This is a genomic window from Candidatus Pantoea symbiotica, assembly GCF_056491525.1.
In genome coordinates, this window is record NZ_JBSZHR010000002.1 from 597,783 (window position 1) to 610,068 (window position 12,286).

General features: G+C 55.1%; 10 protein-coding genes. All 10 read left to right on the forward strand.

The window, feature by feature from the left end; translation table 11 throughout:
* The first annotated feature begins 112 nt into the window (after positions 1–112).
* On the forward strand, positions 113–568 hold the full coding sequence (gene fabZ, locus ACXIZX_RS03295; RefSeq protein WP_007893924.1) for a 3-hydroxyacyl-ACP dehydratase FabZ: 456 nt from the start codon (positions 113–115) through the stop codon (positions 566–568).
* A 3-nt stretch (positions 569–571) separates the two neighbouring features.
* A complete protein-coding gene (gene lpxA, locus ACXIZX_RS03300; protein ID WP_101762042.1) occupies positions 572–1,360 on the forward strand; it encodes an acyl-ACP--UDP-N-acetylglucosamine O-acyltransferase in 789 nt (262 codons plus the stop codon).
* Between the two features lie 3 nt (positions 1,361–1,363).
* Positions 1,364–2,512: a lipid-A-disaccharide synthase gene (lpxB, locus tag ACXIZX_RS03305; RefSeq protein WP_008108475.1), complete on the forward strand. Its 1,149-nt coding sequence runs from the start codon at positions 1,364–1,366 to the stop codon at positions 2,510–2,512.
* Positions 2,505–3,131 carry a ribonuclease HII gene (rnhB, locus tag ACXIZX_RS03310; RefSeq protein WP_179452007.1) on the forward strand — a complete coding sequence of 209 codons (627 nt, stop codon included), beginning with the start codon at positions 2,505–2,507 and terminating at the stop codon, positions 3,129–3,131. Before lpxB ends, rnhB begins: the two co-directional genes overlap by 8 nt.
* 31 nt (positions 3,132–3,162) lie before the next feature.
* Positions 3,163–6,645: a DNA polymerase III subunit alpha gene (gene dnaE, locus ACXIZX_RS03315; protein WP_179452008.1), complete on the forward strand. Its 3,483-nt coding sequence runs from the start codon at positions 3,163–3,165 to the stop codon at positions 6,643–6,645.
* 12 nt (positions 6,646–6,657) lie between these two features.
* Positions 6,658–7,617, forward strand: a complete 960-nt coding sequence (gene accA / locus ACXIZX_RS03320; RefSeq protein ID WP_179452009.1) for an acetyl-CoA carboxylase carboxyl transferase subunit alpha — start codon at positions 6,658–6,660, stop codon at positions 7,615–7,617.
* A gap of 374 nt (positions 7,618–7,991) precedes the next feature.
* The gene (locus ACXIZX_RS03325) at positions 7,992–10,139 is read left to right on the forward strand and encodes a lysine decarboxylase LdcC (RefSeq protein ID WP_179452010.1); all 2,148 of its coding nucleotides are present in this window, start codon (positions 7,992–7,994) and stop codon (positions 10,137–10,139) included.
* A 65-nt stretch (positions 10,140–10,204) separates the two neighbouring features.
* Positions 10,205–10,594 (forward strand): VOC family protein, encoded by a 390-nt coding sequence (locus tag ACXIZX_RS03330; protein WP_008108470.1) that lies wholly within the window; start codon positions 10,205–10,207, stop codon positions 10,592–10,594.
* Between the two features lie 54 nt (positions 10,595–10,648).
* Positions 10,649–11,950: a tRNA lysidine(34) synthetase TilS gene (gene tilS / locus ACXIZX_RS03335; protein WP_479403585.1), complete on the forward strand. Its 1,302-nt coding sequence runs from the start codon at positions 10,649–10,651 to the stop codon at positions 11,948–11,950.
* 14 nt (positions 11,951–11,964) lie between these two features.
* Complete coding sequence (locus ACXIZX_RS03340; protein WP_479404840.1) at positions 11,965–12,273, forward strand: c-type cytochrome; 309 nt, start codon at positions 11,965–11,967, stop codon at positions 12,271–12,273.
* Positions 12,274–12,286: the final 13 nt, after the last annotated feature.

Sequence of the window (12,286 nt, forward strand, 5' to 3'; positions counted from 1 at the left end):
ATCGTAAGAAAGCGAAACGCCCCGAACTAATTTGCGGCCTGCGGAAGATCATTTTGATCGGTGCAGGCCGTGTTATTGTTGCCATCAGATTTTTTAGGACAGGAAGAGTATTTTGACTACTGAAACGCATACTCTGAAAATTGAAGAGATTTTAGAACTGCTGCCACACCGCTATCCTTTCTTGCTGGTTGATCGCGTGCTGGATTTTGAAGAGCATAAATATCTGCGCGCGGTGAAGAACGTTTCTGTTAACGAACCGTTTTTCCAGGGACATTTCCCTGGTAAGCCGATTTTCCCAGGCGTTCTGATTCTGGAAGCGATGGCGCAAGCGACCGGCATTCTGGCGTTCAAAAGCGTTGGAAAACTGGAACCAGGCGAACTCTATTACTTCGCTGGTATCGATGAAGCACGTTTCAAACGTCCGGTTGTGCCGGGCGATCAGATGATCATGGAAGTGACCTTCGAGAAAACCCGTCGTGGTCTGACGCGCTTTAAAGGCGTGGCGACCGTGGACGGCAAAATTGTCTGTGAAGCGACCATGATGTGTGCCCGTAGCCGGGAGGCATAATAAGTGATTGATTCAACCGCCAATATCCATCCCAGTTCTGTCATTGAAGAGGGTGCCGTTATCGGCGCCAATGTTCACATCGGTCCGTTCTGCTTTATCGGTGCCAATGTGGAAATTGGTGAAGGAACGGTTCTCAAATCGCACGTGGTGGTGAACGGCCATACGCGTATCGGCAAAGACAATCAGATCTACCAGTTCGCTTCCATTGGTGAAGTGAACCAGGACCTGAAATATGCGGGCGAACCGACGCGCGTTGAAATTGGCGATCGTAACCGCATCCGCGAGAGCGTGACCATTCATCGTGGCACCACGCAGGGCGGCAATGTGACCAAAGTCGGCAGCGATAACCTGCTGATGGTGAATGCTCACATCGCGCATGACTGCGTGATCGGCAATCGCTGCATCTTTGCTAACAATGCCACGCTGGGCGGTCACGTCACCGTTGATGATTTTGCAATTATCGGCGGCATGACGGCGGTACATCAGTGGTGCACCATTGGTGCTCACGTGATGGTTGGCGGTTGTTCAGGCGTCGCGCAGGATGTGCCGCCTTATGTCATTGCGCAGGGCAACCACGCAACGCCATACGGTATCAACATCGAAGGTCTGAAGCGTCGCGGCTTTAGCAAAGAAGCGCTGCATGCCATTCGCAACGCGTACAAACTGCTGTACCGCAGCGGCAAAACGCTGGATGAAGTGAAACCAGAGATTGAAGAGCTGGCGAAACAACACAGCGAAGTGCAGCCTTTCTATGACTTCTTTGCCCGTTCTACGCGTGGATTGATTCGTTAATCCATGTCAGCGCGTCCCCTAACGATTGCCCTGGTCGCCGGAGAAACCTCCGGCGATATTCTTGGTGCAGGTCTCATCCGTGCGTTAAAAGCGCGCCATCCTGATGCGCGCTTTGTTGGCGTGGCCGGTCCGCTGATGCAGGCCGAAGGCTGCGAAGCCTGGTATGAGATGGAAGAGCTGGCGGTGATGGGCATCGTCGAAGTGCTGGGACGCCTGCGGCGTCTGCTGAAAATTCGTCGTGACCTGACGCAGCGCTTCACCGAACTCAAGCCGGATGTGTTTGTCGGCATTGATGCGCCGGATTTCAACATTACGTTGGAAGGGAGCCTCAAGCGCGCGGGCATTCGCACAATTCATTACGTCAGCCCTTCCGTTTGGGCGTGGCGTCAAAAGCGCGTATTCAAAATCGGCCGCAACACTAATCTGGTGCTGGCATTCCTGCCGTTTGAAAAAGCGTTCTACGATCGTTTTAACGTACCGTGCCGCTTTATCGGCCACACCATGGCTGATGCGATGCCGCTACAGCCCGATAAGCTGGCGGCGCGCCGCGAGTTAGGTATTGCTGAAGAGGCGATTTGCCTTGGCTTGTTGCCGGGCAGTCGTGGTGCGGAAGTGGAAATGCTCAGCGCCGATTTCCTGCGCGCCGCGCAGTTGCTGCGTCAGCGCTATCCAACGCTGGAAATCGTGGTGCCGCTGGTGAACGCCAAACGCCGCGAGCAGTTTGAGCAGATCAAAGCGCAAGTTGCGCCTGAACTGCCGATGCATTTGTTGGATGGCAAAGGTCGTCAGGCGATGCTGGCCAGCGATGCCGCTATTCTTGCATCTGGCACCGCCGCGCTGGAGTGCATGCTGGCGAAATGCCCGATGGTGGTTGGCTATCGTATGAAGCCGTCGACCTTCTGGCTGGCAAAACGTTTGGTAAAAACGCCGTATGTTTCCCTGCCAAATCTGTTAGCCGGTCGCGAGCTGGTGAAAGAGTTGCTGCAGGACGAATGTCAGCCCGAAGCGTTAGCTGCGGCGCTGGAGCCGCTACTGCACGCGGGCCCTGAGCGCGAAGCGCTGCTGAAAACCTTCACCGAGCTGCATCAACAGATTCGCTGGAATGCCGATGAGCAGGCGGCGGATGCGGTACTGGAGATCATCAATGGCTGAATTTATCTATCCCAACGCGCAGCTGATTGCTGGCGTTGATGAAGTCGGACGCGGCCCGCTGGTTGGCGCAGTGGTGACGGCGGCGGTGATCCTTGATCCCGCCAACCCGATTGTCGGACTGGCCGACTCGAAAAAGCTCTCCGATAAGCGTCGTCTGGCGCTGTATGACGAGATCAAAGAGAAGGCGCTGGCCTGGAGTCTTGGCCGAGCCGAGCCAGAAGAGATCGATCAGCTCAATATTTTGCATGCCACCATGCTGGCGATGCAGCGCGCGGTCGCGGGTTTGCACATTGCGCCGGACTTCGTTCTGATCGATGGTAACCGTTGTCCCGCGCTGCCGATGCCCTCGCAGGCGGTGGTGAAGGGCGATAGCCTGGTGAAAGAGATCAGTGCTGCTTCGATCATCGCCAAAGTCACGCGCGATCGTGAAATGGCCGAGCTGGATCTGCTGTTCCCGCAATATGGCTTTGCGCAACACAAAGGTTATCCAACCGCGCTGCATATGGAAAAGCTGACGCAGCACGGCGCCACACCTCATCATCGTCGCAGCTTTGCGCCGGTGCGTAACGCCTTGATTGATGCTGACGTGCTGGCAGCCCGCCAGCCAACTACGCTTTAATAGCCTGACGCTGTTTTAACCGGAAACTGATATGGCTGAACCTCGTTTTATACATCTGCGCGTCCACAGCGATTACTCCATGGTTGATGGTCTGGCGAAAACCGGACCTTTAGTCAAAAAGGCGGCTGCGCTGGGCATGCCGGCGATCGCGATTACCGATTACATCAACCTGTGCGGGCTGGTGCGTTTTTACGGTAGTGCGCATGGCGCGGGGATCAAGCCGATTGTTGGTGCTGACTTCCAGGTCGCCAGTGACTTGATGGGCGATGAGCTGACGCAGTTAACTCTGCTGGCGGCCAATAACACCGGTTATCAAAACCTGACCTTGCTGATTTCGCGTGCGTATCAGCGTGGTTACGGCATTGCGGGCCCCATCATCGATCGTGACTGGCTGCTGGAGCTGGGCGAAGGCCTGATTCTGCTGTCTGGCGGACGTCGTGGCGATGTGGGCCGCAGTCTGCTGCGCGGCAATAGCGCGATGGTCGCGCAGTGTTTGAGCTTCTATCAGGAACACTTCCCGAATCGCTATTATCTCGAATTGATGCGCACCGGTCGCGCCGATGAAGAGGCCTATCTGCATGGTGCCGTCGAACTGGCAATTGCCGAAGGTATTCCCGTCGTTGCCACCAACGAAGTGTGCTTCCTCAATGAAGAAGATTTTGATGCGCATGAAATCCGCGTGGCGATTCATGACGGCTACACGCTGGACGATCCCAAGCGTCCGCGCAATTACAGTCCTCAGCAATATATGCGCAGTGAAGAGGAGATGTGCGAGCTGTTCTCGGACATCCCGGAAGCGCTGGAAAATAGCGTAGAGATTGCTAAGCGCTGTAACGTGACGGTGCGCCTCGGCGAGTATTTCCTGCCGCAGTTCCCCACCGGTGATATGAGCACCGAAGACTTCCTCGTGGCGAAGTCGCGCGAAGGCCTGGAAGAGCGTATGGAATTCCTCTTCCCGGATCCGGCGGTGCGCGCTGAAAAACGCGTGGAATATGATGAACGTCTGGAGATTGAACTCACTGTTATCAACCAGATGGGCTTCCCCGGCTACTTCCTGATCGTGATGGAGTTTATCCAGTGGTCGAAGGACAACGGTATTCCCGTTGGTCCAGGCCGTGGTTCGGGTGCCGGTTCATTAGTGGCGTATGCGCTGAAAATTACCGATATCGATCCGCTGGAATTTGACCTGCTGTTCGAACGCTTCCTGAACCCGGAACGTGTCTCGATGCCCGATTTCGACGTCGACTTCTGCATGGAGAAACGCGATCAGGTGATCGATCACGTGGCCGATATGTATGGACGTGATGCGGTATCGCAGATCATTACGTTCGGTACCATGGCAGCGAAAGCGGTTATTCGCGATGTGGGACGTGTACTCGGCCATCCGTACGGTTTTGTTGATCGTATCTCTAAGCTGATCCCGCCCGATCCTGGCATGACGCTGGAGAAAGCCTTCCTGGCTGAACCGCAGCTGCCGGAGATCTACGAGGCAGATGAAGAGGTGAAAGCGCTGATCGACATGGCGCGGAAACTGGAAGGTGTCACGCGTAATGCCGGTAAACACGCCGGTGGTGTGGTGATCTCGCCGACCAAAATCACCGATTTTGCGCCGCTGTACTGCGATGAAAACGGGCAATTCCCGGTTACCCAGTTTGATAAGAATGACGTGGAATATGCTGGGCTGGTGAAGTTTGACTTCCTCGGCCTGCGTACGCTTACCATCATCGACTGGGCGCTAAAGATGATTAACCCGCGCCGTGAAAAGCAGGGTTTGCCACCGATTGATATCGCCGCCATCCCGCTGGAAGACAAAAAAAGCTTCGATATGCTGCAGCGCTCGGAAACTACTGCGGTGTTCCAGCTTGAATCGCGCGGCATGAAAGATTTGATCAAACGTCTGAAGCCTGACTGCTTCGAAGATATGATCGCACTGGTGGCGCTGTTCCGTCCGGGACCGCTGCAATCGGGCATGGTAGATAACTTCATCGACCGTAAGCACGGCCGCGAAGAGATTTCTTATCCGGATATTCAGTGGCAGCACGAAACCCTGAAACCGGTGCTGGAGCCGACCTACGGCATCATTCTGTATCAGGAACAGGTGATGCAGATCGCGCAGGTGCTGTCGGGTTACACGCTGGGCGGCGCGGACATGTTGCGTCGTGCGATGGGTAAAAAGAAACCGGAAGAGATGGCGAAGCAGCGTTCGGTGTTCCAGGACGGTGCGGAGAAGATGGGCGTCGACGGCGAACTGTCGATGAAAATCTTCGATCTGGTAGAGAAGTTCGCCGGCTATGGCTTTAACAAGTCGCACTCCGCTGCTTACGCATTGGTTTCTTACCAAACGCTGTGGCTGAAAGCGCACTATCCGGCAGAGTTCATGGCGGCCGTAATGACCGCCGATATGGATAACACTGAGAAAGTGGTTGGCCTGGTTGACGAATGCTGGCGCATGGGCCTCAAAGTGCTGCCGCCAGACATCAATTCAGGACTCTACCCGTTTCACGTTAACGATGAAGGTGAGATCGTGTACGGCATCGGCGCGATCAAAGGCGTGGGTGAAGGTCCGATCGAAGCAATCATTGAAGCGCGTAATGAAGGCGGTTACTTCAAAGAGCTATTTGATCTCTGTGCTCGCACCGACACCAAAAAGATTAACCGTCGCGTGATGGAAAAACTGATCATGTCGGGCGCGTTCGATCGTCTCGGCCCGCATCGCGCGGCCTTGATGAGTGCGCTTGGCGATGCCTTAAAAGCGGCCGATCAGCATGCCAAAGCCGAAGCCATCGGCCAGGCCGATATGTTTGGCGTGCTGGCGGAAGAGCCGGAGCAGGTGGAGAAATCCTACGCCAGCATCACGCCGTGGCCTGAACAAATTCAACTGGATGGCGAACGTGAGACCTTGGGTCTGTATCTCACCGGACATCCAATTAATCAGTATTTGAAAGAAATTGAGCGTTACGTCGGCGGCATGCGCCTGAAAGACATGCATCCGACAGATCGTGGTAAAGTAACCGTTGCGGCGGGGCTGGTGATTGCCGCCCGCGTGATGGTTACTAAACGCGGCAACCGAATTGGTATTTGTACGATTGACGATCGTTCTGGTCGTCTTGAAGTGATGTTATTTACCGATGCGTTAGATAAATACCAGCAGTTGCTGGAGAAGGACCGTATCCTGATCGTCAGTGGACAGGTCAGCTTTGATGACTTTAGCGGTGGCCTTAAAATGACCGCTCGGGAAGTTATGGACATCGACGAAGCGCGGGAAAAATACGCGCGCGGACTTGCTATCTCGCTGACGGACAGGCAAATTGATGACCAGCTTTTAAACCGTCTCCGCCAGTCTCTGGAGCCTCATCGCTCCGGGACCATTCCGGTGCATCTCTACTATCAGAGAGCCGATGCGCGAGCGAAGCTACGCTTTGGTGCAGCGTGGCGTATTTCGCCCAGCGATCGTTTACTCAACGATTTGCGGTCGTTAGTAGGATCGGAGCAGGTGGAACTGGAGTTTGACTAAAACAGGAACATTATGAGTCTTAATTACCTGGATTTTGAACAGCCAATCGCAGAGCTTGAAGCGAAAATCGACTCGTTAAAATCGATTGGCCGTTCGGATGAGAAACACGATATTAATTTGGATGAGGAAGTGCAGCGTCTGCGCGAAAAAAGCGTTGAGCTAACCCGTAAAATCTTCTCCGATTTAGGCGCATGGCAAGTGGCGCAACTCGCGCGTCATCCGCTGCGTCCTTATACACTGGACTATATCCGCAACGCGTTTGATGATTTCGACGAACTGGCTGGCGACCGTGCTTATGCCGATGATAAAGCGATTGTCGGCGGTATTGCCCGTCTTGACGGTCGTCCAGTGATGATCATTGGTCATCAGAAAGGTCGCGAAACCAAAGAGAAAATCCGTCGTAACTTCGGTATGCCGGCACCAGAAGGCTACCGCAAAGCGCTGCGTCTGATGGAAATGGCTGAACGTTTTAAGATGCCGCTGATCACCTTCATCGACACGCCGGGTGCTTATCCGGGCGTGGGTGCAGAAGAGCGCGGTCAATCTGAAGCGATCGCCCGCAACCTGCGTGAAATGTCTGGCCTGAAAATTCCGGTGATTTGTACCGTAATCGGCGAAGGCGGTTCCGGTGGTGCGCTGGCCATCGGCGTGGGCGATAAAGTCAATATGCTGCAGTACAGCACCTATTCGGTTATTTCACCGGAAGGTTGTGCGTCGATTCTATGGAAAAGCGCCGACAAAGCACCGCTGGCTGCGGAAGCGATGGGTATCACAGCTGAGCGTCTGAAAGAGCTGAAGCTGATCGATTCCATCATTCCTGAGCCGCTGGGTGGCGCGCATCGTCATCCAGTTGATATCGCTGTCAGCTTGAAAAAGCAACTGTTAGCGGATCTGGCCGATCTCGATGTGCTGAGCACCGAAGAGTTGCTCAACCGTCGCTATCAGCGCCTGATGAACTACGGTTACGCTTGATACATCAAACTGAAGCAAGAAGCGGACCTCGGTCCGCTTTTTTTATGTCTAACGTACACCATCCTGACCAGCCATTCGTAGGGTAGCCATTCATGGCTACCTGGTCGACGATTTCGCTGTGACTTCGGTGCAAGGTCCAGAAAAGACCAGCCCGATCGCAAAGAATAACTGCATCCGTGCAGATCGGCCTCGCCATCCATGGCTCGGATGCTTTGCTCTTCGGGCTGGTCTTTCCTGTCCCCTCAGGCTTTATCATGGCTTTTCTGGAACATTAGCATTCGGTTGCAATTACTCAACAGCAGAGCATTCCAGGTTTATCCGCGCGCGCTTTTCGCTATCCTTATTCAGTGCCACAACACCACAGGAGGTGAGCATTGAATATTATTGCGATCATGGGACCGCACGGCGCTTTCTACAAAGATGAGCCTATTCGCGAACTGGATGCTGCCCTTAAGCTGCAAGGCTTCCAAACCGTTTACCCCAATAATGCCAGCGACCTGCTGAAGTTGATTGAACACAATCCGCGTATCTGCGGAGTGATTTTTGACTGGGACGATTACAGTCTGGCGCTGTGTAGCGACATCAATCAGCTCAATGAATATCTGCCGCTGTATGCCTTCATCAACACCCATTCGCAAATGGATGTCAGCATCAACGAGATGCGCATGGCGCTGCACTTCTTCGAATATGCCTTGAGCGCTGCCGATGACATCGCGCTGCATATTCGTCAGTACACCGATGAGTACATCGATAACATAACGCCGCCGCTGACCAAAGCGTTGTTCACCTACGTCAAAGAGGGCAAATACACCTTCTGTACGCCAGGTCACATGGGCGGCAGCGCGTTCCAGAAAAGCCCGGTGGGCAGCTTGTTTTATGACTTCTTCGGCTCGAACACCTTAAAAGCGGATGTCTCGATCTCGGTAACGGAATTGGGTTCGTTGCTCGATCACACCGGCCCGCATCTGGAAGCGGAGGAGTACGTCGCGCGCACCTTTGGCGCCGAGCAAAGCTATATGGTGACCAACGGCACCTCGACCTCGAACAAAATCGTCGGCATGTATGCGGCGCCTGCGGGCAGCACGGTGCTGATAGACCGTAACTGCCATAAATCGCTGACCCATTTGCTGATGATGAGCGACATCATCCCGATCTGGCTCAAACCGACGCGCAACGCGCTGGGCATTTTGGGCGGCATTCCACAGCGTGAGTTTACGCGTGACAGCATCCAGCAAAAGGTCAACGCCACGCCGCGCGCCAGCTGGCCGGTGCATGCGGTGATCACCAACTCAACCTATGATGGCCTGCTGTATAACACGCAGTTCATCAAACAGACGCTGGATGTGCCATCAATCCACTTCGATTCTGCGTGGGTGCCGTACACCAATTTCCATCCAATTTATGCCGGTAAAAGCGGCATGAGCGGCGACCGTATTCCCGGCAAAGTGATCTATGAAACGCAATCGACGCACAAACTGCTGGCGGCGTTCTCGCAGGCTTCGCTAATTCATATCAAAGGTGATTACGACGAGCACACCTTTAACGAAGCCTACATGATGCATACCACCACATCGCCGAGCTACGCGATTGTCTCGTCGATTGAAACTGCAGCGGCGATGCTGCGCGGTAATCCGGGTAAGCGATTGATCAACCGCTCGGTTGAACGTGCGCTGCATTTCCGTCGTGAAATTCAGCGCTTACGGGAAGAGTGCGAAGGCTGGTTCTTTGATATCTGGCAGCCGGAGCAGGTCGATCAAGCCGAATGCTGGCCGATCCAGCCGGGCGAAGAAGATTGGCACGGTTTCACTCATGCTGATCGCGATCACATGTATCTCGATCCGATCAAAGTCACCATTCTGACGCCGGGCATGAGCGAGCTGGGCAAGATGGCGGAAGAGGGCATTCCAGCCGCGCTGGTGGCTAAGTTCCTCGATCAGCGCGGTATCGTGGTGGAGAAAACCGGGCCGTACAATCTACTTTTTCTGTTCAGCATCGGTATTGATAAAACCAAAGCGATGAGCGTGCTGCGTGGGCTGACGGAGTTTAAGCGCGCATACGATCTCAATCTGCGGGTGAAAAACATGCTGCCGGATCTCTATGCTGAAGATCCCGACTTCTACCGCAATATGCGCATTCAAACGCTGGCGCAGGGCATTCATCAGTTGATCCTGCAACACGATCTGCCGCGCCTGATGTTGAAAGCGTTCGACGTGCTGCCGGAGATGAAGATGACGCCGCATCAGGCATTCCAGCGCCAGGTAAAAGGTCAGGTGGAAACGGTGGATATTCGCGAGCTGGTGGGTCGCATTTCTGCCAACATGATTCTGCCGTACCCGCCAGGCGTGCCGGTGGTGATGCCGGGCGAGATGATTACGGAACAGAGCCGTTCCGTGCTCGATTTTCTGCTGATGCTCTGCACTATTGGTCGACACTATCCCGGCTTCGAAACCGATATTCACGGTGCAACGCTGACGGAAGATGGCCGCTATCTGGTGCGCGTATTGCGTGAAGAAGTCGGATAATCACCTCTTTCCAACGCCGCTTTTGCCACGTAGGGTAAGCGGCTTATGTGAAAACCGGAGTCGCTATGCTGCAGATAAAACAGATCCACCACATCGCCATTATTGCCACCGATTATCAGCGCAGTAAGGCGTTTTACTGTGATGTGCTGGGTTTTGAATTGTTGGGTGAATATTACCGCGCCGAGCGCGACTCGTGGAAAGGCGATCTCGGCCTTAACGGGGTTTACACCATCGAGCTGTTCTCTTTCCCATCGCCGCCGCCACGCGTCAGTGGGCCGGAAGCCTGCGGCCTGCGCCATCTGGCGTTTTGTGTTGAGGATGTTGAGCAGTCAATTGCGGCGCTGGCGGAGAAGGGCGTGACGTGCGAGCCGATTCGTATTGATGCGTTAACCGGTAAAGCCTGCACCTTCTTCCCCGATCCGGACGGTTTGCCGCTGGAGCTGTATCAGGCGTAAACTAGCGTCCGCCGCGAGCCGCAATTCGGTGGCTCGCCCGGACGGAACGCGCTCATGTCTTTATCTCATCTTGCTTCGCTGCTGACACCCGACGCTGGCTATGTGCTGGCGTTCAGTGGCGGACTCGATTCCACTGTGCTGCTGCATCAATTGGTCTGCTGGCAACGTCAGCAGCCAGCATTGCGTGTGCGCGCGTTACACGTCCATCATGGTCTGAGCCCGAATGCCGATAGCTGGGCGCTGCATTGTCAGCATGTTTGCCAGCAGTGGCAGATTCCCTGTGAAGTGCTGCATGTGCAGGTTGATGGTCGCGCCAACGGCATTGAAGCGGCCGCCCGCGAGGCGCGCTATCAGGCGCTGTTTCAGCAGCTGCAACTCGGTGAGCACTTACTTACCGCTCAACACCTCGACGACCAGGCGGAAACGCTGCTGCTGGCGTTAAAACGCGGCAGCGGACCGGCGGGTTTGGCCGCGATGCCGCCGCAGCGCAGCGTTGGCGATCATTGGCATCTGCGTCCGTTGCTCGACGTTAGCCGTCAGCAACTGGAAAACTACGCTGCCGATCATCAGCTGCGCTGGATTGAAGATGAAAGCAACGCCGATAGCCGCTATGACCGCAACTTCCTGCGTCAGCAGGTTCTGCCGTTGCTGCAGGCCCGCTGGCCGCACTTCAGCGCCGCCAGCGCTCGCAGCGCCGCGCTCTGTGGTGAGCAAGAGCAACTACTCGACGAGTTGCTGGCGGAACAGCTGGCGCAGCTTAGCGATGCGCAGGGCGCGCTGCACTTCCCACCGTTAATGAACATGAGTGAAGCGCGGCGTCATGCGCTGTTACGCCGCTGGATTGCCCAACAGGGCGGCGCGATGCCTTCGCGTGAGGCGCTGAAACGCATCACCGATGAAGTCATCAACAGCCGTGAGGATGCTAAACCCTGTTTGCGCTTCAGCGCTTTTGAGCTGCGCCGCTATCGGCAGAAACTCTATTGGTTAACGCCACAGCCTTCACTTAGTCAGCACTCGCTAACCTGGCAAGACCGCACACAGCCGCTCGATTTACCGGCCGGTTTAGGTTCGCTGCAGGCGAATGCGTGGATTGCCGAGCTGCGTCAGCCTGCAGCGGATGAAACGATCACGGTCCGCTTCCAGGCGCAGGGTTATTATCACTTGCAGGGGCGCGCAGGTGGCCGCGAGATGAAGAAGCTATGGCAAGAGTTGGGCGTTGCGCCCTGGCTGCGCGAACGTATCCCGTTGATTTACTTTAACCAGACGCTAATTAGCGCGCCGGGGTTGTTTATTACCTGTGAAGGCGCTGCCAGCAATGAGCAAGGCTGGCAGGCGATCTGGTCACCACAACAATAAAATGGAGAGCAATGATGAAACTTTGGATGGCAGCGACGTTATTCGCTGCGGCGCTGCCGGTGTTGGCCGACGGCGATGTCAATGCAGGCGCGCAAAAAGCGGCAAGCTGCATGGCGTGTCACGGTGCCGAGGGCAAAAGCGCGGTGCCGCTCTATCCTAATCTGGCCGGGCAGCATGCGCCTTATCTGCTGCATTCACTGCAAGCTTATAAAAAAGGCGAGCGTAGCGGTGGCCAGGCGGAAGTGATGAAAGCGTTTGTGGCAGGATTGAGCGATCAGGATATGGCAGATTTATCGGCGTATTACAGTTCGTTAAAGCCTTAAGCGAGGTGGGCGG